Genomic DNA, 20,306 nt, shown 5'->3' on the forward strand with positions numbered 1-20,306 from the left:
TCCTCAGGCCTTGCCGCTCAGCATGGCGTTATAGGTGGGTTTCAGCGCCACCTCCTTCATCAGCCAGGTGATCCACAGTTCTTCCAGCGGCGCGATGACGCCCGGGAAACTGGGGACGAGGTTGTTGTGATAGTCGAATTCCACCAGCATCGCGCGGCCGATGCGGGTGATCAGCGGGCAGGATGTATAGCCGTCATAGATCGCCGTGCCCTCTGCCCCCGCGATCTGGGCGACCAGATGGTCCTCGATCACCGGGACCTGCCATTTGACGCTGGCCGCGGTCTTGCCCTTGGGCACCCCCGCCACGTCGCCGAGCGCGAAGATTTCCGGGAAACGGGGATGGCGGAGCGTCTTCTGATCCGCCTCGACCCAGCCCTGATCCGTCCATTTGTCGGCCCATGGCAGGGGCGAGTTGCGCACCGCATCGGGCGCGCGCATGGGCGGGATGACGTTGATGAAATCGTAACCCAGTTCCTTGTCGCCGTCGGGCGTGGCGTAGGTGGCGATCCTGCGGCCCGGGTCGATGGCCTTCAACACATGGTCATAGGCCGCGTCGATCCCGCGTTCGGCGAACAGCATGCGCACCTTTTCCGACACGATGGGCACGCCGAAGAGCGTCTTGTTCTGCGCCGCATAGGTGATCTTCACCTTGCCGCGGTTGCCCTTGCGGGTGGCGTGGTCCTCGGCCAGGAAGGCGAGTTTCAGCGGCGCGCCGGCGCATTTCATCTCTGTCGCCGGCCGCCCGATCAGCGCCTGCCCGCCCGTGTCGGTGAAGGCGTCGAGCGCGGCCCAGGTTTTCGCGGCATAGTCGGGCCCGGCGTAATGCGCGCTGATGCCGTCGCGCCCCACCATGTCGAGCGAAAAGCCCTCCACCGCGTCCCAGTCGAGCTTCAGCCCGGTGGCGACGATCAGGAAGTCATAGGGCAGTTTCTGCCCGCCGGTGGTGGTGACGACCTTGGCGAAGGGGTCGATCTCTGCCGCGGCCTCTGCCACCCATGTCGCGGATTTCGGCAGCCAGCGCCCGGTGTCGGACACCGAATAGGACGCGGGTTTCAACCCCGCGGCGATCAGGGTGAAGCCGGGCTGATACCAGTGTTCGCGGCGCGGATCGACCAGCGTGACCTGCGCGCCGTCCAGCCGTTCGGCCAGCCGGTTGGCCAGCGCCGCGCCGCCCGCCCCGGCGCCGAGGATGACGATGCGCGCCTGTGTGCGCAGCGGCGCGGCGCGCCCGGGCGCCGGGACCGACAGCGCGGCGATTCCGCCGGCGGCGAGACCCAGGAAGGCCCGGCGCGAGGCGGAAGGGGATGACAGGGGCTTCATGGGCTCTCCTCACATATTCCGGTTCGTGAATGTCGCAACATATGCACATTATGGAATGATCGGAAATATACCTCTTTGACTCAAGTCAAGACGTCTGCCGCGCGGTCATGTCACAAAGATGCAAACAGGAGGTGAAGATGCGGCTGACGATCAGAACGAATCTGGCGATGCGCGTGCTGATGTATTGCGCCGTCAACCCCGGGCAGACGGTGCGCAAGCAGGACATCGCGGCGCGGTGCAACGCCTCGGAAAACCATCTGGCGCAGGTGATCCACAGTCTGGGGCTGCTCGGGTTCATCAAGACCCATCGCGGCCGGGGCGGCGGGATGCAGCTGGCGCGCGATGCGGCGGAAATCAGCGTGGGCTCGGTGATGCGCGCGATGGAGGGCGACCTGCCCTTCACCGAATGCTTCGCCGGCGGCGGCAACACCTGCCCCCTGTCCGGGTCCTGCCGGCTGAGCTGCGTGCTGGCCGATGCGGTCGAGGCGTTCTATGCCCAGCTCGACCGCCAGACGGTCGCCGATCTGGTCAAGGACAACAAGGGGCTGGAGGCGGTGCTGGCGGCCTGAACACGGGCCAGCCGGGGGAACGATGCCGGGGCAAGACCTGTGAACGGCGGGGCGGGGCCGGTTCGGATGCCCCTGCGATCACAGGGCGGGGCTTGCCCCGCCATGCGGCCTAGCTGCCCGCGCCGCCCATCACCGCCGACGGGTCGCGCCGCCCGGGCACCGGGGCGGCAGCCTCGGCCTTGCGCACCGCGGCCGCCGTCCCGGGGGCCTGCGGCGCGGCATCCGCGGGCCGGGCCCAGGTGAGATCGGCGATTTCCTCTGCCGGGGTATAGCCGGTGGGGGCGGCGGCGAAGATGTCGCGGATCGCGGGGATGTCGTCGGCCCGGCAGGCCTCTGCCAGCCGGTCGAGCAGCGGCGCGAGGCCGCCCCAGTCGAGCGAGCTTTCCGTCGCCGTCATGATCCGCGGATGCCGCGTGGTGGTGACATTGGCGCCGATCAGCAGTTCCTCTGTCAGCTTCTCGCCCGGGCGTAGCCGGGTGAACACCACCGGAATGGTGTCATGCCCGCGCGGCACCGGCCGGCCGCCGGCGGGATCGTGGATCACCGGGTTGAAACCCGACAGCCGCACCATGCGCCGCGCCAGATCGGCGATCTTGACCGGCCGGCCCATGTCCAGCACGAAGACATCGCCCCCCTGCGCCATCGCCCCCGCCTGGATCACCAGTTGCGCGGCCTCGGCGATGGTCATGAAATACCGCTCGATCTGCGGATGCGTCACCGTCACCGGCCCGCCCGCCGCGATCTGTTCGCGGAACAGCGGAATGACCGACCCCGAGGATCCCAGCACGTTGCCGAAGCGCACCATGGAAAACCGCGTCCGCCCCGGCCCCGCCGCCAGCGCCTGAAAGATCAGTTCGGCCATCCGTTTCGACGCGCCCATCACGTTCGTGGGCCGCACCGCCTTGTCGGTGGACACGAGGATGACGCTTTCCACCCCCGCCGCCACCGCCGCCCGGCCGAGCGTCAGCGTGCCGAAGACGTTGTTCGTCACCCCCGCGACGATGTTCTGTTCGACCAGCGGCACATGTTTGTAGGCCGCGGCGTGATAGATCGTCTGCACCCCGAACTGGTGCAGCAAGGCCGCCACCCGGTCGCCGTCGCGCACCGATCCCAGAAGCGGCACGATCCGCGTCGCCCGGCCCTCGGCGACGCAGAGCGCGCGCAGTTCCTGTTCCACCCGGTAGAGCGCGTATTCCGACAGTTCCAGCAGCACCAGCGTATGCGGGTCGTGCCGCAGGATCTGGCGGCAGAGTTCCGACCCGATGGAGCCGCCGGCGCCCGTCACCAGCACCGATTTCGCCCCGATCGTGGCGCCCATCAGCTGCGGGTCGGGCGGCACCGGATCGCGGCCCAGAAGATCCTCGACCGTGACCTCGCGCACCTCGCTGATGCGCGCGCGCCCGCCCACCAGATCGGCCATGCCGGGGATGGTCTGCACCCGCACCGGCAGGTTTTCCAGCTGTTGCAGGATCGCCGCCCGCGTCGCCCGGCTGGCCGAGGGCATGGCCAGCAGCACCACCTTGGCGCCGTAATCCGCGATCAGCCGTTCCAGCCGCGCGGGCGCGAAGACCATCAGCCCGGCGATCTGGGTGCCGTGCAGTTCGCGCGCATCGTCGACAAAGGCCACCGGCGCGTAATCCGGCCCCTGCATCAGCGAGACCAGCAACTGCCGCCCCGACTGCCCGGCGCCGTAGATGATGACCCGGGTCTTGAGCCGCGACTGCGTGCGCAGGTAAAGCGCGCGCAGCGCCGCGCGCACGCCGCCCACGGTGCAGAAGGCGATCAGCGCATAGATGAAGGGCACCGCCGCCGGGATCGGCGGCGCGAAGGCATAGAGCAGCAGCCCCAGAACCGCGCCCGAGGCCGCGACCCCCGCCACGATGGTGAACAGGGCCCGCGTGCTCATGTACCGGATGACGGCGCGGTAGAAGCCGAGCTTGATGAACACCGCCAGACTGACCGGCAGCATCGTCAGCAGGGCCGCCCAGAAATGCCAGTCGATCAGGAACGCCGGCGTTTCCAGCCGCAGCAGCATCGCCAGCGCAAAGCTGAACGCGATGAGCACGCTGTCGGCAAACAGTTGCAGTAGCCGTTTGTAGGGCCGCGGCAGACCGAACAGGGCGTTGAGCCAGTTCTGTGTCATCTCGATCGCCTCGCCGTTCCCTGGTCGTCATGCGGTCCGGTTACTGCCGGCTCACTCGAAAATCACGCTGCGAAAAGTGCCTACCTTCAAGGAATGGCAATACTCACTCCGTTGCACAGCATTACTGCGCCCGCAGCAACTTGCAAAGCGGTTTGATCGCCGTGGCATGCCGGGACAGGCAATTCCCCGCTTGCGGGCGATGCTGCGGGCGCGCGGTGCCGAAAGCCCGGGCACCTGCGCGGAACGGGCTTGCCTTCGCGCCCCCGGCGTGAAACAGGGAACCGCCAAACGATTCCTGACCGCGGAGTGAGTCATGCAGATTCGAGAGGCCCTTACCTTCGACGACGTGCTTCTGGTCCCCGCGGCCTCGAACGTCCTGCCGGCAGAGGCGGATGTGGGCACCCATGTCACCCGCGCGATCCGCATGAACATCCCGCTCCTGTCCAGCGCGATGGACACGGTGACAGAGGCGCGGATGGCCATCGCCATGGCGCAGGCGGGCGGCATCGGCGTGATCCACCGCAACCTCGGCGTCGAGGAACAGGCGCGCGAGGTCAGCCGCGTGAAGCGGTTCGAAAGCGGCATCGTCTATGCGCCCATCACGCTGCGCGCCGACCAGACGCTGGCCGATGCCAAGGCGCTGATGGAACGCTACAACATCACCGGCTTTCCGGTGGTGGACGACGCGGGCCGCGTGGTCGGCATCGTCACCAACCGCGACATGCGTTTCGCCAGCGACGACAAGACCCCCGTGCGGGTGATGATGACGGCCGAAAACCTCGCCATCCTTCAGGAACCCGCCGACCGCGACGCCGCGATCAGCCTGATGAAGGCGCGGCGGATCGAAAAGCTGCTGGTGACGGATGCCGCCGGCAAGCTGACGGGCCTTCTGACGCTGAAGGACACCGAAAAGGCGGTGCTGAACCCGCAGGCCTGCAAGGACGAGATGGGCCGGCTGCGCGTCGCCGCGGCCTCGACCGTGGGGGATGCGGGGTTCGAACGGTCGCAGGCGCTGATCGAGGCGGGGGTGGACATGGTGGTGATCGACACCGCGCATGGCCATTCCGAGGGCGTGGCGCTGGCCGTCGAACGCATCAAGAAACTGTCGAACACCGTGCAGGTGGTCGCCGGCAACGTCGCCACGGCAGAGGCGACGCGCGCGCTGATCGGCGCGGGGGCGGATGCGGTCAAGGTCGGCATCGGGCCGGGTTCTATCTGCACCACGCGGATCGTGGCGGGCGTGGGCGTGCCGCAGCTGACCGCGATCATGGATGCCGCGGGCGCGGCCGGCGATGTGCCGGTGATCGCCGACGGCGGCATCAAGTTCTCGGGCGATTTCGCCAAGGCGATCGCGGCGGGCGCGTCCTGCGCCATGGTGGGGTCCGCCATCGCCGGAACCGACGAGGCCCCGGGCGAGGTCATCCTGTGGAACGGCCGCAGCTTCAAGAGCTATCGCGGCATGGGCTCGCTCGGCGCGATGGCGCGCGGATCGGCCGACCGCTATTTCCAGAAGGACGCGGCCAGCGACAAGCTGGTGCCGGAAGGCATCGAGGGCCAGGTGCCCTACAAGGGCGCGGTGGCGGCGGTGCTGCACCAGATGGTGGGCGGGCTGCGCGCGGCCATGGGCTATACCGGCTGCCGCACCGTGGCCGAAATGCGCAAGAACTGCCAGTTCGTGCGCATCACCGGCGCGGGGCTGAAGGAAAGCCACGTCCACGACGTGCAGATCACCCGCGAAAGCCCGAACTACCGGCTCGGTTGAGGCGCGGCCACGCGGGGGAACCGATCCCCGTCACTCTGTCTGGCGAAGGCGCGTGCCTTCGCCACGGCGATGCAGATCGCGTTGCCCCGGCCGGGGGCCCAAAGCCCCCGGCCAGCGCCCGCCCCGCCCATGGCGGGCGCTTCTCGCCCGCCGGGGCAGGCGCTGGCCTATCCGGTGTTCCCGGCATCTCCGTCCCTATTGGCACCGCCGCGCGACGGGCGGGGGAAACGCGGTGCGTTTCCTGATCCCGCCCGGCCCGGCGGCAGGATCATCCCCGCCCCGCCCTACCGCAGCCCCGCCGTCACCCCCGCCAGCCAGTCGCGGAAGGCCGCCAGCGGCGGATAGGTCGCCCGCGCCTCGGGCCAGACCAGCCAATAGCTCCCCACGCCGCCGAAGGCGGGGCCGAAGGCCGGGACCAGCCGCCCCTCGGCCAGTTCGGGTTCGGCCAGGAAATCGGGCAGCAGCGCCACGCCGAGCCCGTGGACCGCCGCCTGCGTCATCGGCGCGAACTGGTCGAACAGCATCCCCCGCGGCGGCGGCGCATCCACCCCCTGCGCCTGGAACCAGCGCGCCCAGGCCGTGGGCCGCGTCTCGATCTGCAACAGCGGCAGGTCCAGCAGATCCGCCGCCCCCGCCACCGGATGCGCGGCCAGAAAGGCGGGCGCGGCGCAGGCGATCAGCCGTTCCTGGAACAGGTGCAGATGCCCCGCATCGCGCCAGTCGTCGCGGCCGAAATGGATCGCGGCATCGAACCCCTCGGCGGCGAAACTGAACCGTTTCAGCCGCGTCGCCAGATTCACCGTGATCCCCGGATGCGCCGACAGGAACCCCGCCAGCCGCGGCGCGAGCCACCGGGTGCCGAAGGCGGGCAGGATCGCAAGGCTCAGCACCCCCCCGCCCGGGTTCGCCGCCACCTCCATCGAGGCCCGCGCGATCAGGTCGAGCGCCCGGGTCACGTCGCGGCCATAGGCGCGCGCGGCCTCGGTCGGGATCAGGCGGCGGCGGTCGCGCAGGAACAGCGGCCGGCCCAGTTGCGATTCCAGGTTCTGCACCAGCCGGCTGACCGCGCCCTGCGTCAGGTCCAGCTCGCGCGCCGCCGCCGCCGTCGATCCGGTGCGCAACACCGCCTCGAAGGCCGTCAGCAGGCTGACCGAGGGCAGAAAACGCCGCGGGCGCGTCATTGGATATGCCTTCCATGCATATACTGCGGTACAAATAGCGTTATCGCCGCCACGCCCACAAGCCTATAACGCCCGCAAACGCCCCCAAGGAGAGACCCGATGACCGACCGGCCCAAACTCAAGCCCAAGGACGCCCCCGACCTGACCCGCTTCGACTGGGAAGACCCGTTCCGGCTGGAAGATCAGCTGACCGAGGACGAACGCATGATGCGCGACAGCGCCCGCGCCTATGCGCAGGAAAAGCTGATGCCCCGCGTGCTGACGGCCTTCCGCGAGGAACAGACCGACCCGGCGATCTTCCGCGAAATGGGCGAGATGGGCCTTCTGGGCGTGACCGTGCCCGAGGAATACGGCGGGCTCGGCGCCAGCTACGTCGCCTACGGCCTGATCGCGCGCGAGGTGGAACGGGTGGATTCCGGCTATCGCAGCATGATGTCGGTGCAGTCCAGCCTCGTCATGTACCCGATCTACGCCTACGGGTCCGAGGACCAGCGCAAGAAATACCTGCCGAAACTGGCCTCGGGCGAATGGATCGGCTGTTTCGGCCTGACCGAACCCGACGCCGGGTCCGACCCCGCGGGAATGAAGACGGTGGCGAAAAAGACCGCGGACGGCTATGTGCTGAACGGATCCAAGATGTGGATCTCGAACGCGCCGATCGCGGATGTGTTCGTGGTCTGGGCGAAATCCGAGGCGCATGGCGGCAAGATCCGCGGCTTCGTGCTGGACAAGGGGACGAAGGGCCTGTCGGCGCCCAAGATCGGGGGCAAGCTGTCCTTGCGCGCCTCGATCACCGGCGAGATCGTGATGCAGGATGTCGCGGTCGGCGAAGACGCGCTGCTGCCGCATGTCGAAGGGCTCAAGGGCCCCTTCGGCTGCCTCAACCGCGCGCGCTACGGCATTTCCTGGGGCGCGCTCGGCGCGGCGGAATTCTGCTTCCACGCGGCGCGGCAGTATGGCCTCGACCGCAGGCAGTTCAACAAGCCGCTGGCGCAGACGCAGCTTTACCAGCTCAAGCTCGCCAACATGATGACGGAAATCACCCTCGGCCTGCAGGCGTCGCTGCGCGTCGGCCGGCTGATGGACGAGGCGCAGGCCGCGCCCGAGATGATTTCGATCATCAAGCGCAACAACTGCGGCAAGGCGCTGGAGATCGCGCGGTGGGCGCGCGACATGCATGGCGGCAACGGCATCCAGGAGGAATTCCACGTCATCCGCCACATGGTGAACCTGGAAACGGTGAACACCTACGAGGGCACCCATGACGTGCACGCCCTGATCCTGGGCCGCGCGGCGACGGGGTTGCAGGCGTTCTTCTGAGCGCGAAGCGAACGGTGAGGGCGGCGCCGGGGCGCTGCCCCGGACCCCGGGATATTTGGGGACAGAAAATGAAAATGACCGTTTCCTGTCTTTCACCGTGATCCAAATATCCCGGGGGTCCGGGGGCTGGCCCCCGGCGCCGCCCTCTTCCCCCGCGCCACCGCCGGGCGATGGCCCTCAGGGCGCCAGCAGCGCGCGCATCCAGGGCACGGGCGAGGGCGACATCAGCGTCACCCGGTTGGCGCGGATCAGGGGTGCGGTCGCCGCGCGGGCGGCAACCCAGGCGGGATGGCCGGCGCGGGCCGCCTGATGGGCGCGGAAGGCCGCCATGTCGGGGAAAAGCCGCAGTTCCAGCACCCGGTGCAGCTCTCCGGTCAGCGACTGGAACATGCCCACCAGCCCTTCGGCCTCCACCCCGCCCGCCGCGGCGCAATCGCGCAGCGCCGCCCACCAGGCGGGGCCGGTGCCGGGCATCAGGTCCACCGTTTCCTCGGCCAGCACCGCCGTTTGCGCATCGAACGGCCCGAGACCCGGTTGCCCCGGCCGCCAGTCGCGCCCGGCGTGCCACAGGGGGCTCAGCGCCGCATCGGGCGCCGGGGTGAAGAAGGCGTTTTCCTGTGCGCGCAGCAGGGCCCGCGCCTTGCCGTAATATTCCCCCCGCCCCGGCACCGCCTGGTTCGCCGCCACCCGCGCCCGCCAGTCGGCGAAATCGTCATAGCGTTGCAGGTGCACGACCTGTTCCGCGGGGCCGGCCTGCACCTCGAAATAGCCCAGGTTGCATTCCAGATAGCCCTGGATCTGGTCCGGCCGGTTCCAGTCGTGCTGGAGCGCCCAGAACTCGGCCCCGCAGCCCCGGCGCAAGGTATAGGCCCGGCGTTCGATCAGCATCGCATCCTCCCCGTTCTTTTGCCGCCGATGCTAGGCCCCGCCCGCCGCCCGCGCTTCCCCGCCCGGGGGGACGCCGGGCCATGCGCTTTTGCCGCAGGATGGGGAAAACGGAAGAGGGATGGCATGCGACCCCTGTGCATCGACTGGCTGACCGCGCCCGAACTCGACGCCCCCGGCCTTGTGCGCGCCGCCGCCGCCAACGGGGTGGAACGCGTCAGCCTGATGGTGCAGACGATGTATCCCTTCGCCGACCGGACCCTGTTGGGCGACACCGCCGCGCGGCGCGAAACCCGGCGGCTCTGCCGCGATCTCGGCGTCAGGGTCGACTGCATGGAGGTGCTGCGCCTGCATGGCGACACCGACCCGCAGAGCCTGCGCCCGGCCTTCGACAGCGGCGCCTATCTGGATGCGCGCACCGCGGTGGTGCTGGCCTTCGACCCCGATGAATCGCGGCTGGCCGATCTGATGGCGCTGACCTGCGAGGTGGCGGCGGACTACGGCATCGCCGTGGTCACGGAACTCAACCGCCGCTTCACGCTGAAATCGCTGGAGGATGCGGCGCGGCTGATCGGCCGGATGGGGCGGGACGACCTCGGCGTGCAGATCGATTCGATGCATTTCTACCGCTATGGCAGCAAGACCGGTGACATCGCCCCCCATGCCCATCTGATCGCCCGCGCGCAGATCTGCGACGGGCCGCTGGCCGGGCCCGAATCCGCGCATGACCAGATGATCGAGGGGCGCACCAACCGCCTGCTGCCCGGCGAGGGCGAACTGCCGCTGGCCGGCTGGCTGGCGGAAATCCCGCGCGATGTGGTGGTGGCGCTGGAAAGCCCCTTCCTGCGGCTGGAGGTGCACGAACGCCTGCGCCGCGGCGTCGCGCGGCTGCGCGCGCTGGTGGCGCAGGTGGACGGCCAGCCGTGACGTCACGTCATGTCCCCTTGGCGGGGGAAGGGCCCGGGTGGGGGGGCTGGCCATATGGCGCTTGAAGCGGCCCCGCCGCACCCGGATCCGGCCCGGACCGGACCGGAAACAGACAGGAGGAGGTACCCATGACCAGCCCGACCGCCACCGGCACCTGCCCGTTCCACACCGCAGGCGGGGAAAAACCCGTCGGCCCCCTGCCCTATTACCGCGACACGCTCTATGCCGAACAGGCGGCGGCGCGGGCGGAAATGCCGGTCTATTACGTCCCCGACCTCGACTACTGGGTGGTGACGAAATACGAGGATTGTTTCCGCATCCTCAACGATCACGAGCATTTCAATTCCGTCAACGTCGCCGAACGCCCTGTGCCGCTGCATCCCGATGCGATCAAGATCCTGCAAGAGGGCGGCTTCGCGCCGGAACCGAGCCAGGCGAGCCTGTCGGCCCCGCGCCATACCCGCATCCGCAACGCGATGAACTCCATCCTCAACGTCAAGACCTTCCTGCCGCTGGAACCGCAGATCCGCGCGCTGACGGTCGAGATGCTTGACAGGTTCGAGGGCCGCAACCGCGTGGACCTGCTGGAGGAACTGACCTACGAGCTGCCCGCGCATGTGATCTTCCTCATCCTCGGCATCCCGTCCAAGGACGTGCAGGCGGTCAAGACCTGGGCCGGCAACCGCACGGTGATCGACTTCAGCCCGTCCACGACCGAACAGCAGATCGACGGGGCGAAGAACCTCGTCGCCTACTGGAAATACATCAAGGCGCTGGTGCAGGACCGGCTGGAAAACCCGCGCGACGATTTCACCAGCCGCCTGCTGGAATGGCGCAATGGCGATGACGGGATCCTGACGCTGAACGAGATCGCGACGCTGACCTATTCGCTGTCCTTCGCGGGGCACGAGACGACGACGAACCAGCTGACCAACCTGATCCGCGAACTGATGCACCAGCGCGCGGCCTGGGATGCGATCTGCGCCGATCCCAAGCAGATCCCGAACGTGATCGAGGAGGGGCTGCGGCTGGACGGGTCGGTCATCCACTGGCGGCGCACGGTGATCAAGGATACCGAACTGTCGGGCGTCGCGCTGCCCGCGGGGGCGCGGCTGATGATGTCCTTCGCCGCCGCCAACCGCGACCCCGACCAGTTCCCCGAACCCGACCTGCTGGACCCCGCGCGCAAGAACGCGCGCAAGCAACTGACCTTCGGCCACGGGATGCATGTCTGCCATGGCGCGGCGCTGGCGCGGCTGGAAATGAAGGTGGTGCTGGAGGAACTGACCAAGCGGTACCCGGACATGCATCTGGCCGCCGACAAGCCGGTGGATCACCTGCTGTCCTACGTGTTCCGCGCCGCGACCGCGCTCTGGGTCGATCTGGGGCCGAAGGCGGGGTGATCCCGCCCCCCGGGCCGGGCGCCATGGGCCGGAGGTGACGGGCCGAAGGAGGGGGGGCCGAAGGACGGGGGGCGGGCCGCACCGCCCGCTTCTCGCATCGACCAACGGAGGCGATCCATGCAGACCGGCGATTACACCACCCCGGCGCGGCAGCGCGTGATCTATGGCCAGCCGGTGGCGGCGGCACTGCCCGCGGCGCTCGCGGGCCTTTCGCGCGTGGCGCTGGTGACGACGGCCAGCCTGAACCGCCCCGGCGGGCTGGCCGACCGGGTGGAGGCCGCGCTCGGCCCCGCCTGCGCGGGCCGCTTCGCCGCGATCCGCGCCCATACCCCGCGCGGCGATGTGGTGGCGCTGGCGCGGTTCCTGCGCGAAACCGGGGCGGAGGGCGTCGTCTCGGTCGGCGGCGGGTCGGTCTGCGATGCGGTCAAGATCGCGCGGCTGCTGCTGGCCAACGATGTCCATGAGGCGGCGGGCATGGACCGCCTGCGCGCGCCCGCAGCCATCGAAGGGCCGCGGATCCCCTATGCCTGCATCCCCACCACGCTGTCGGCCGGCGAATACACCGCCTATGCGGGATCCACCGACGAACGCGGGCCGCTGAAAGAGGCCTATCACCACCCGATGCTTGCCGCGGAAACGGTGATCCTCGACCCCGCGATGACGCTGGCCACACCGCGCGATCTGTGGTTCAGCACCGCCATCCGCGCCGTCGACCACGCCGCCGAGGCCTTCTGCGCCGCCAACACCACGCCCATGGCCGAGGCGACGAGCCTGCATGCCCTGCGCCTGCTGTTCCGCGCCCTGCCCCGGCTGGCCGAGGCGCCCGGGGACATCGGGGCCCGGCTCGATGCGCAACTGGGCGCCTGGCTGTCGATCCAGGGCTTCTGCGCCGGGGTGGATCTGGGCGGCAGCCATGCCATCGGCCATGCGCTCGGCGGTACCGCGGGGATGAGCCACGGCCATACCTCCTGCGTGATGCTGCCGCATGTGCTGCGCTGGAACGCCGCCGTGAACGCCGGCCGCCAGCAGGCCATCGCCGAGGCCGCGGGCGCCCCCGACCGCCCCGCCGCCGATCTGGTGGCGGAACTGGTGGCCCGCCTCGGCCAGCCCGGCCGGCTGCGCGACGCGGGCGTGGCGCGCGAGATCCTGCCCAAGGTCGCCGCCGCCGCCCTGCACGACCCCTGGATCGCCACCAACCCCCGCCCGCTCGGCGGCGAGCCCGGCATCCGCGCGATGCTCGAGGCCGCCTGGTAGCGCACCCGCCCTGCCGCCGGGTGGCGTCGAGGACGGCGCCGGGGGCCAGCCCCCGGACCCCCGGGATATTTATGGACAGAAAGTGAAAGGGGCAATTTTCTCTTCGGACAGAACCCTTTGCGGCTTCACCTTTTCAAAAATACTCCGGGGATCCGGGGGCTGGCCCCCGGCGCTGCCCCCTCCATCACCCCGCCGCCGGGGGTAAAGCCCCGTATGGCTCAGCCGTTCGCCGGATGGACCTCGGGCGGGAACCAGCCCGAGGACAGCGCCATGTTGCCGCCGTCGACCGGCATGATCACCCCGGTGACATAGGATGCCTCGTCCGAGGCGAGGAAGGCCATCACGGTGGCCTGTTCGCGCGGATCCGCGCCGCGGCCCAGGGGCGTCTTGCGGGCGCGGAGCGCGAAACGGTCGGGTTCCTCCTTCGTCACCGCCTCGAAGATGCCGGTCATGGTGAAGCCGGGGCAGATGCAGTTCACGCGGATGTTGTGGCGCGCCCATTCCACCGCCAGCGACTTGGTGATGCCCACCACGCCGTGCTTGGCGGCGATATAGCCGATGTCGTTGGGATGCGCGACCAGCCCGCTGAGCGACGAGACGTTCACGATCGCGCCCTTGCGGTTGGGGATCATGCTCTGCCTGGCCACCTCGCGGCAGAAATAATAGGTGCCGCTCATGTTGACGCCGACCATCTCGTCCCAGACGTCATAGGATTCTGCCGGGCCATAGGCGGCATAGCCCGCGACGTTGAACAGCATGTCGACGCGGCCGAAGTCGTGCACCGCCTGCGCGGTGGCCTCGGCCACGAAGGCGCGGTCGCCGATGCTGCCGGGAATCGCCAGCACCTGCCCGCCAGCATCGCGGATCTCGTCGGCCACCGTAGCGAGGCCCTTTTCGTTCACATCGTTGATGACCACGGCGGCGCCGCGTTCGGCCATCAGCCGGGCGGTCGCCCGCCCCATGCCGGATGCCGCGCCGGTGACGATGGCGGTCTGGTTGTCGAAACGCATCGGGGTTCCTCAGGGTTGGGGATGGGGGGCGAAATCGGCGCGCGCCCGGCCATAGGGCGCGGGGCGCAACAGGAAGGCGTCGTGCGGGGGGCCGGCGGGTTCATCCGCCGCGCCATGGGCGGCAAGCGCGGTCACATCGCGCCACGCGGTGACGCTGACCAGCCGCTGCACCGGCGCGCCGATGATGGTTTCGAACACGCCCAGAATCTGCCCGCCCGCGGCCTGCATGGCGTCGAGCTGCCCGGCCACCTGTGCCTGCGCCGTCGCGCGGTCCTGCCCGGACAGATCGTGGCGGCGCAGTTCGTAGATGCCGTCCACCAGCCCGCCACCATCCGCCGATCCGGCCCCGCGATAGCGCGCCCACAGGGCCGCGGCGCGCATGAAGGCGATATGCGCGCGTTCCACACGCTGTTCGCCCTGATAGTTCGCCGTCATCTTCGCGATCCATTCCGGGTCGGAATAGAACGCGCCCCAGGCCCGCATGCGGTCGTCGAGGTTCCGCCAGCGCAGAAGATAGCCGTAGATCGGCCCGAACGGCCCGCCCACGCCCTCGTAATGCATCAGCGGCACGTCGAACCCGTGGCGGCGGAACAGCGGCGGCACATCCTCGCCCATCTGCTGCGACAGGCCCTGCCAGCGCGCCTGCGCGGTTTCGTAGATGCGCAGTTCGTAGAAATCGTCGTCCTGCATTACGGGGCCTCCACGGGTTGCAGCAGGATCGGTTCCACCAGCCCGATCAGGCGGCGGCGGTGGCGGGCGCGTTCGGCCAGCCGCCGGGCGCCGGTATCGGCGCGGGCGTCGAGTGCCAGCCAGACATCCGCCGGCAGCACGCCCGGGGGCCAGGCGAAGGTGGCCGCGATCAGCGGGCGTTCGGGGCCGATGGCGATCTCGTAAAGCCCGGTCGGCTGTGCCCCGGCCTCTTGCGCCGCCGCAAGGTCGTGGTCGGCAAGCGCCTGCGCCGCCTCTGCCACCGAACCGTTCAGGGCACGGTAAAGGCGCATCTCGTGCAGGCCCCCCGCGACCGTCGCGGGGCCGACCCGCCCGGCGCCTGCGGGGGAATCGATCAGGATCCAGCTTTCGGCATCGCGGATCAGGCCGCGCGCGCCATCCCACAACTGCCCCCGCGCCGCCGGCGTATCCAGCCATGCGCCGAGCGCCGCCTGCCGGTCGGTCAGCGAGGGCCAGCGGGTCAGCGTCACCAGCCCCGGGCCCCGGCTGCCGAGGCGCACCGTCCAGACGCCTTCGGGCGCGGGCACGCCTGCCGCCGCACGCCCCGGCGCGCTGTCCAGATGCCAGGCGCGCAGGTCCGCGATGGCGCGGCCCGGGGCCAGCATGTCGAACCGCAGTTCGAACAACTGCCGCTTCGTCGTATCAAGCCATGTCGTCATCGCCCGCCCCTACCGCAGCCGCAGCGGCAGCGCCGCCAGTTGCCGCATCTGGTTCACCGGCTGGTAGACTGGCGGCCCGGCCAGCGTCATCGTCTCGAACGCCCGCGACAGCGCGGTCAGGATCACATCGGCCTCGTGCCGCGCCAGCATCTGGCCCAGGCACATATGCGTGCCATGCCCGAACGACACATGGATGCCCGCCGTATCGCGCGAAAGGTCATAGCGGTCGGGCGCGTCGAACTTGCGCGGGTCGCGGTTGGCGGCGCCCAGAAAGACGCCGATCTTGGCATCCTTCGGCAGGCGGATGCCCGAGACATGGGTTTCCCGCGTCGTGGTGCGGTAGATCATCTGGAACGGCGCCTCCAGCCGGATCGCCTCTTCCACCGCCACACGGGCCAAGCCGCTGTCGGCGCGCAGCCGCGCCCATTGGTCGGGGTTGCGCGCCAGCAGGTGGAGCGTGTGCGACAGCGAGGTGATGGTGCTGTCCGTCCCGCCCCCGACGAAGGTCAGCAGCATGTTGGCGGCCACGCCGGGCTCGATCTCGCCCCGGTCCTCGCATGCGTAGAGCAGTTCGCCGATGGAACCGGGCGCGACCGATTCCCGCCGCGTCAGGCCCTGGAACCAGTCCAGATAGGGTTCGGCGCGTTTCATCGATTCGCGCAGGGTCTCGTTGTCGGGGCCGACCTGGTTGAAGCGCATGTTGGAAATCGCCATCGTGTTGTCGCGCGGCAGCGCGATCCCCACGGCGCCGGAAAAGGCGCGCAAGACGAAGGCTTCGGCGATGTCGCGCACGCCGTCGATGGTATCGGCCTGCCGCAATTCCTCGATCAGGTCTTCGGCCACGGTCTCGAACCCCTGCCGCCAGCCGCGGATCTTGATGGGCGACAAGAGCCGCGACAGCACCCCGCGCAGGGCGGTGTGCTGCGGCGGGTCGACCTCGTTCAGGCGGTTCGGGATGCGGAAGTTGCCGGGCTTGCGGATATCCTGGATCCCCACCCCGCCGGTCGAGGTGAAGCGGCCGGGATCGGACAGGATTTCCAGCCCCTCGGCATGCCGGCCGGTGGCATAGACGCCATGCGCGGTCAGGCGGACGACGGGGGCCAGTTCCCGCAGGGTGTGCTGGAACGGATAGGGGTTCATCAGGACGGGGACCGAATAGGGGTCGATGTCCAGATCGGGGGCCTCTGTCAGGGGGTGGTCAAGCTGGGTCATGGGTCCTCGCGGGGGTCAGAAGCCCCAGAAACGCATCATCTCGCCGCGCTGGCCGTCGGCCATGGCGCGGAAATCGAAGGTGCGGCAGCCGAAGGACTGGGCCTGCCGCACGAAGGGGGTCGGGGGCTTCGGCACGATGTCCACGACCACCGTGGCGGGGTCGAGCCGGGCAAAGGCCGCGGGCAGCGGGTCGGCCGGGTCCATGCCCATGGGCGTGGCGTTGACGATCAGGTCATGGCCCGCGGGGTGGGGCGCGCCGCGCGCGGCCCGGCAGGCGGGATAGGCCGCAGCCACGCCCGCCGCCACGCGGTCGGCCCGCGCGGTATCGAGGTCCACCAGCGTCAGCGCGGCGGCGCCCGCCTCGGCAAAGGCGAAGGCGACGGCGGTGCCCGCGCCGCCGGTGCCGATCAGCAGCACCCGGCGGCCCTTCAGGTCCACGCCCCCCTCGGCCAGCCCCGCGACAAGGCCCCGCCCGTCGAGGATATCGCCCGACCAGCCGCCATCGCCGTCGCGCCGCATGATGTTGATCGCGCCGACATGGGCGGCGGCGGGCAGAACGCGGTCCACCACCGCCAGCGCCTCTGCCTTGAAGGGATAGGTCACGATCAGCCCGTGGAAATTCGGCATCGCCATCAGCGCGCGGGCGGTGTCGGCGAACCGGCCCGCGGGCACGTGCAGCGGCACCACCACCGCATTCGCGCCCCCCGCCGCCAGCCGGGGGTTGAGCGCCTGCGGCGTCTGCGTCTGGCGGATCGGATCGCCCGCGATGGCGTAAAGACGGGTGTCACCGTCGATGAAGGGCATGTCGGGCATGATCGTCCTGCGGTCTGGAATACGGATGGCGCGCGGGACCGGGGCCCCGCGCGCCGGTGCCGGCATCAGTTGGTCGCGGCCTCTGCCGCCGCGATCTCGGCGCGCAGCTGTTCCAGCACGCCGGCCGGATCGGCCAGCCCCGCGGCCTTGGCGCGTTCCACCCAGGCGGCTTCCAGCGGTGCGGTGCGCTCCTTCATCGCCGCCACGAACTCGGGGCTCGCATCGACGATCTGGATGGTGCCGCGGGCCTTGGCCTCTTCCATCGCGGCGTTGTCGGCGCGGTCATAGCCCTGTCCCACGACCTTCGCCAGAACCTCGCCCGAAATCGCCTCGATCGCGGCCTGATCCTCGGCCGAGATCTTTTCCCAGGCGCCCTTGTTCATGATCACCGACACCGGCGAGTGATAGAGCCCGCCGGGGATGATCGTGCCGTATTTCATCACATCGACCAGTTTCGACACGACAAGGTTTTCCGGGCCCGACAGGCTGCCGTCCAGCGCGCCGGTGTTGATCATCTCGAACACCTCGCTCGACGGCTTGATGACCGGCACGGCGCCGAAGGCTTCCAGCGTCGCCGTCGTCCCCGCGCCGACCGAGCGCAGCTTGAGCCCCGCCCAGTCCTCCATCTTCTCGATCGGGCGCTGGCGGTTGAACGCATGGCCCGAAGAGGTCAGGAACATCGACAGCACCTTGATCTCGTCATATTCGCCGACGGGCTGAAGATGTTCCGTGAACAGCCGGTGGAAGATCGGCGCGATGATCTCGACGCTGTTGGTTTCCAGGAACGGCAGTTCGCCCAGTTCGGTCGTCACGAACCGGCCCGGCGTATAGCCCGGGATCTGCAGGGTCACATCCGCCAGCCCGTCGCGCACCACGTCGAACTGCGCGGCGGCGGCGCCCACGGTCTTGGGCAGCATCTCGATCACCACGCGGCCATCGGTGACGCGCTTCACGTCCTCGAAATAGGGCAGCAGCAGATCAGTGTTCACCCAGCTGGTCGGCGGCAGCCAGGACGAGTATTTGAGGTTCAGCGTCTCGGCCCCCGCGACACCGCCGCCAAGACAGACGCCCGCCGCCAGAACGGCGGCACAGATCCGGTTCAGTCCCATAGTCTCCTCCCGTTGGATGCAGGACGCATGTCGTTGGTCCGCCGCGGTCCGGCGGGTGCTGTCCATGGGTCCAGCGTTGTGGCGATATGACGCGGCGTCAGTCCCTGCGCAAAGGGACTGATCCCGGCGCCGGCAAAGGATGGTCTATGCGGCAGACATGGAGGAACCGGGATGATCGACCTGCACTATGCCGCGACGGGCAACAACCTCAAGGTCGTGATCATGCTGGAAGAGGTGGGCGTGCCCTACCGGCTGGTGAAATACGACATGTTCGCGGGCACCCATCTGACGCCCGAATTCCGCCGCATCAACCCCAACGCCAAGCTGCCCGCGATCGTGGACCATGCGCCCGCCGATGGCGGCGCGGCGCTGCCGGTGTTCGAAAGCGGGGCGATATTGATGTATCTGGCGGAAAAGACCGGGCGTTTCCTGCCCGCGGACCCGCGCGGACGGACCGTGGCGCAGCAATGGCTGATCTGGCAGATGGCGGGGCTCGGCCCCATGCACGGGCAGGCGCACCACTTCGTCCGCTATGCGCCCGAGGGGCAGGACTACGGCATCGAACGCTACACGCGCGAGGCGCGGCGGCAGTTGAACGTGCTGGAATACCGGCTGGAAGAGGCCGACTATCTGGCGGGCGACTATGGCATCGCCGACATGGCGGCGTATCCCTGGACCACCGGCACCCATCTGATCGGCATCGACCTGGCCGATTTTCCCCGCATCGGGGACTGGGGCGAACGGATCGCCGCCCGCCCCGCGGTGGCGCGGGCCAAGGCCGCGATCCTGGATGAAAACCGCGCGAGCTATACCCAGACCCGCGCGAAGCTGACGCCGGAACAGTGGTCGAACATGTTCGGCGACCGGATGCACGCCACCGCGACGACGCGGCCCGGGTCCTGAACCCGTCAGGCCAGCGAATAATCCACCGGGGTGGCGTGCCAGCCCTCTGCCCGCTTCTGCCAGAACCTGTCGCGCAGGCGGGTGGACACCGGGCCCGGGCGGTCGTTGCCCATGATCCGCCCGTCGATGCGGCTGACCGGCATGATGCCGCCGGCGGTGGAACAGACGAAGGCCTCGTCCGCCTGCCGGAATTCGGCCACCGGAATATCGCGCAGCTCCAGCGGCAGGCCCAGTTCGGCGCACAGATCCATCACCGACTGGCGGGTGATCCCTTCCAGCGCGCCGCACCGGGGGGTGGCGATGGTGCCGCCGGTGATCGAGAACACGTTGAACCCCGGGCCTTCGGTGATCATGCCCCGCGCATCGGCCAGCACGGCGGTATCGGCGCCTGCGTCATGGGCCTGGAACAGCCCCGCGGTCAGGTCGCCCCAGTGGAAGTTCTTCACCCGCGGGTCCACCGCCTCGGGCGCGATGCGCTGCACATCGGGGATGACGACATGCAGCCCGCGCGCCATCTGGCCGTCATCGGCCAGCGAGATCCACGGCACCGCGAAACACGACAGATAGCTGGGCGCGAAGGCGGCGGATCGCGGCGCGCCGGGGGGCGGGCTGGCGCGCAGGCAATCCATCGCCACATAGGCGCGCCGCAACCCCGACAGCGCGACGATGCGGTGCAGGATGCGGCGGATGTCGTCGTCGCTTTCGGGCGGGGTCATCCGCAGTTTCACCATCGAGGCGCGGAAGCGGCGGATATGGTCGTCGAGCCGGAAGAACGCGCCGTCCCAGACCCCCACGACGTCATAGCACACGTCGGACCGGCGAAAGGCGAAATGGGTCACGGGGATGCGGGCGCGGTCCAGCGGCATGTAGTCGCCGGACAGATAGGCCGCCCCTTTCGAATAATCGTCCATGCCGCCCTCCCCCGGTGCCGAGGCCCCCAGAATGCGCATCGGGGCGGGAAAGGCCAGAGGCTGCGGCGACGCAGCCCCATGTTCGGGCGGGGCGGGATCAGGAAACGCACCGCGTTTCCCCCGCCCGTTCGCGCGGCGGTGCCGTTAGGGACGGAGATGCCGGGAACACCGGGGAGGCCAGCGCCTGCCCCGGCGG

The 20,306-nt window shown here is 69.4% G+C and carries 18 protein-coding genes; 7 read left to right on the forward strand and 11 right to left on the reverse strand.

Annotated elements, in window-relative coordinates; all coding sequences use genetic code 11:
• Positions 1-3: 3 nt before the first annotated feature.
• Positions 4-1,320 carry an NAD(P)/FAD-dependent oxidoreductase gene (locus RGD00_RS14345; protein WP_310458030.1) on the reverse strand — a complete coding sequence of 439 codons (1,317 nt, stop codon included), beginning with the start codon at positions 1,318-1,320 and terminating at the stop codon, positions 4-6.
• Positions 1,321-1,457: 137 nt separating this feature from the next.
• Here RGD00_RS14345 and RGD00_RS14350 point away from each other — a divergent pair, with 137 nt between their 5' ends.
• On the forward strand, positions 1,458-1,889 hold the full coding sequence (locus RGD00_RS14350) for an RrF2 family transcriptional regulator (protein WP_310458031.1): 432 nt from the start codon (positions 1,458-1,460) through the stop codon (positions 1,887-1,889).
• A 109-nt stretch (positions 1,890-1,998) separates the two neighbouring features.
• Here RGD00_RS14350 and RGD00_RS14355 read toward each other — a convergent pair whose 3' ends face one another.
• Complete coding sequence (locus tag RGD00_RS14355) at positions 1,999-4,032, reverse strand: polysaccharide biosynthesis protein (protein ID WP_310458032.1); 2,034 nt, start codon at positions 4,030-4,032, stop codon at positions 1,999-2,001.
• A gap of 313 nt (positions 4,033-4,345) precedes the next feature.
• On the opposite strand from RGD00_RS14355, the gene guaB reads away from it, so the two are divergent.
• A complete protein-coding gene (gene guaB, locus RGD00_RS14360; protein ID WP_310458033.1) occupies positions 4,346-5,794 on the forward strand; it encodes an IMP dehydrogenase in 1,449 nt (482 codons plus the stop codon).
• Between the two features lie 284 nt (positions 5,795-6,078).
• Here guaB and RGD00_RS14365 read toward each other — a convergent pair whose 3' ends face one another.
• A complete protein-coding gene (locus RGD00_RS14365) occupies positions 6,079-6,975 on the reverse strand; it encodes a LysR family transcriptional regulator (protein ID WP_310458034.1) in 897 nt (298 codons plus the stop codon).
• Positions 6,976-7,074: 99 nt separating this feature from the next.
• Between RGD00_RS14365 and RGD00_RS14370 the strand changes: the two genes are divergently transcribed.
• Complete coding sequence (locus tag RGD00_RS14370; RefSeq protein WP_310458035.1) at positions 7,075-8,295, forward strand: acyl-CoA dehydrogenase; 1,221 nt, start codon at positions 7,075-7,077, stop codon at positions 8,293-8,295.
• A 177-nt stretch (positions 8,296-8,472) separates the two neighbouring features.
• Here RGD00_RS14370 and RGD00_RS14375 read toward each other — a convergent pair whose 3' ends face one another.
• Positions 8,473-9,183, reverse strand: coding sequence for an NIPSNAP family protein (locus tag RGD00_RS14375; RefSeq protein WP_310458036.1), 711 nt, complete (start codon positions 9,181-9,183; stop codon positions 8,473-8,475).
• A gap of 123 nt (positions 9,184-9,306) precedes the next feature.
• On the opposite strand from RGD00_RS14375, the gene RGD00_RS14380 reads away from it, so the two are divergent.
• The 3 genes from RGD00_RS14380 (at position 9,307) to RGD00_RS14390 (ending at position 12,764) form a co-directional block, all read left to right on the forward strand.
• On the forward strand, positions 9,307-10,107 hold the full coding sequence (locus RGD00_RS14380) for a sugar phosphate isomerase/epimerase family protein (RefSeq protein WP_310458037.1): 801 nt from the start codon (positions 9,307-9,309) through the stop codon (positions 10,105-10,107).
• 128 nt (positions 10,108-10,235) lie between these two features.
• Complete coding sequence (locus RGD00_RS14385) at positions 10,236-11,510, forward strand: cytochrome P450 (protein ID WP_310458038.1); 1,275 nt, start codon at positions 10,236-10,238, stop codon at positions 11,508-11,510.
• 117 nt (positions 11,511-11,627) lie between these two features.
• Complete coding sequence (locus tag RGD00_RS14390; RefSeq protein WP_310458039.1) at positions 11,628-12,764, forward strand: iron-containing alcohol dehydrogenase; 1,137 nt, start codon at positions 11,628-11,630, stop codon at positions 12,762-12,764.
• Positions 12,765-12,982: 218 nt separating this feature from the next.
• Here the strand turns inward: RGD00_RS14390 and RGD00_RS14395 are convergent, their stop codons facing one another.
• From RGD00_RS14395 to RGD00_RS14420, 6 genes are all read right to left on the reverse strand, one after another.
• Positions 12,983-13,774: an SDR family NAD(P)-dependent oxidoreductase gene (locus RGD00_RS14395; protein ID WP_310458040.1), complete on the reverse strand. Its 792-nt coding sequence runs from the start codon at positions 13,772-13,774 to the stop codon at positions 12,983-12,985.
• 9 nt (positions 13,775-13,783) lie between these two features.
• Positions 13,784-14,464, reverse strand: a complete 681-nt coding sequence (locus RGD00_RS14400; RefSeq protein WP_310458041.1) for an NIPSNAP family protein — start codon at positions 14,462-14,464, stop codon at positions 13,784-13,786.
• Positions 14,464-15,162 carry a hypothetical protein gene (locus RGD00_RS14405; RefSeq protein WP_310458042.1) on the reverse strand — a complete coding sequence of 233 codons (699 nt, stop codon included), beginning with the start codon at positions 15,160-15,162 and terminating at the stop codon, positions 14,464-14,466. Before RGD00_RS14405 ends, RGD00_RS14400 begins: the two co-directional genes overlap by 1 nt.
• Before the next feature lie 9 nt (positions 15,163-15,171).
• On the reverse strand, positions 15,172-16,374 hold the full coding sequence (locus RGD00_RS14410; protein ID WP_310458043.1) for a cytochrome P450: 1,203 nt from the start codon (positions 16,372-16,374) through the stop codon (positions 15,172-15,174).
• A gap of 15 nt (positions 16,375-16,389) precedes the next feature.
• Entirely contained in the window at positions 16,390-17,187 is a 798-nt protein-coding gene (locus tag RGD00_RS14415; RefSeq protein WP_310458044.1) for a shikimate dehydrogenase family protein, read from the reverse strand.
• A gap of 65 nt (positions 17,188-17,252) precedes the next feature.
• The gene (locus tag RGD00_RS14420; protein ID WP_310458045.1) at positions 17,253-18,296 is read right to left on the reverse strand and encodes a TRAP transporter substrate-binding protein; all 1,044 of its coding nucleotides are present in this window, start codon (positions 18,294-18,296) and stop codon (positions 17,253-17,255) included.
• Between the two features lie 171 nt (positions 18,297-18,467).
• On the opposite strand from RGD00_RS14420, the gene RGD00_RS14425 reads away from it, so the two are divergent.
• Positions 18,468-19,199 (forward strand): glutathione S-transferase N-terminal domain-containing protein, encoded by a 732-nt coding sequence (locus RGD00_RS14425; protein ID WP_310458046.1) that lies wholly within the window; start codon positions 18,468-18,470, stop codon positions 19,197-19,199.
• Positions 19,200-19,204: 5 nt separating this feature from the next.
• On the opposite strand, the gene RGD00_RS14430 is transcribed toward RGD00_RS14425, so the two are convergent.
• Complete coding sequence (locus tag RGD00_RS14430; RefSeq protein WP_310458047.1) at positions 19,205-20,110, reverse strand: aminotransferase class IV; 906 nt, start codon at positions 20,108-20,110, stop codon at positions 19,205-19,207.
• Positions 20,111-20,306 lie beyond the last annotated feature (196 nt).

This window comes from Ruixingdingia sedimenti, assembly GCF_031432425.1.
Taxonomy (GTDB): domain Bacteria; phylum Pseudomonadota; class Alphaproteobacteria; order Rhodobacterales; family Rhodobacteraceae; genus Ruixingdingia; species Ruixingdingia sedimenti.

Coding starts and splice junctions, on each gene's coding strand:
- RGD00_RS14345 (WP_310458030.1), bottom strand. CDS start 1,320: ATGAAGCCCCTGTCATCCCCTTCCGCCTCGCGCCGGGCCTTCCTGGGT.
- RGD00_RS14350 (WP_310458031.1), top strand. CDS start 1,458: ATGCGGCTGACGATCAGAACGAATCTGGCGATGCGCGTGCTGATGTAT.
- RGD00_RS14355 (WP_310458032.1), bottom strand. CDS start 4,032: ATGACACAGAACTGGCTCAACGCCCTGTTCGGTCTGCCGCGGCCCTAC.
- guaB (WP_310458033.1), top strand. CDS start 4,346: ATGCAGATTCGAGAGGCCCTTACCTTCGACGACGTGCTTCTGGTCCCC.
- RGD00_RS14365 (WP_310458034.1), bottom strand. CDS start 6,975: ATGACGCGCCCGCGGCGTTTTCTGCCCTCGGTCAGCCTGCTGACGGCC.
- RGD00_RS14370 (WP_310458035.1), top strand. CDS start 7,075: ATGACCGACCGGCCCAAACTCAAGCCCAAGGACGCCCCCGACCTGACC.
- RGD00_RS14375 (WP_310458036.1), bottom strand. CDS start 9,183: ATGCTGATCGAACGCCGGGCCTATACCTTGCGCCGGGGCTGCGGGGCC.
- RGD00_RS14380 (WP_310458037.1), top strand. CDS start 9,307: ATGCGACCCCTGTGCATCGACTGGCTGACCGCGCCCGAACTCGACGCC.
- RGD00_RS14385 (WP_310458038.1), top strand. CDS start 10,236: ATGACCAGCCCGACCGCCACCGGCACCTGCCCGTTCCACACCGCAGGC.
- RGD00_RS14390 (WP_310458039.1), top strand. CDS start 11,628: ATGCAGACCGGCGATTACACCACCCCGGCGCGGCAGCGCGTGATCTAT.
- RGD00_RS14395 (WP_310458040.1), bottom strand. CDS start 13,774: ATGCGTTTCGACAACCAGACCGCCATCGTCACCGGCGCGGCATCCGGC.
- RGD00_RS14400 (WP_310458041.1), bottom strand. CDS start 14,464: ATGCAGGACGACGATTTCTACGAACTGCGCATCTACGAAACCGCGCAG.
- RGD00_RS14405 (WP_310458042.1), bottom strand. CDS start 15,162: ATGACGACATGGCTTGATACGACGAAGCGGCAGTTGTTCGAACTGCGG.
- RGD00_RS14410 (WP_310458043.1), bottom strand. CDS start 16,374: ATGACCCAGCTTGACCACCCCCTGACAGAGGCCCCCGATCTGGACATC.
- RGD00_RS14415 (WP_310458044.1), bottom strand. CDS start 17,187: ATGCCCGACATGCCCTTCATCGACGGTGACACCCGTCTTTACGCCATC.
- RGD00_RS14420 (WP_310458045.1), bottom strand. CDS start 18,296: ATGGGACTGAACCGGATCTGTGCCGCCGTTCTGGCGGCGGGCGTCTGT.
- RGD00_RS14425 (WP_310458046.1), top strand. CDS start 18,468: ATGATCGACCTGCACTATGCCGCGACGGGCAACAACCTCAAGGTCGTG.
- RGD00_RS14430 (WP_310458047.1), bottom strand. CDS start 20,110: ATGGACGATTATTCGAAAGGGGCGGCCTATCTGTCCGGCGACTACATG.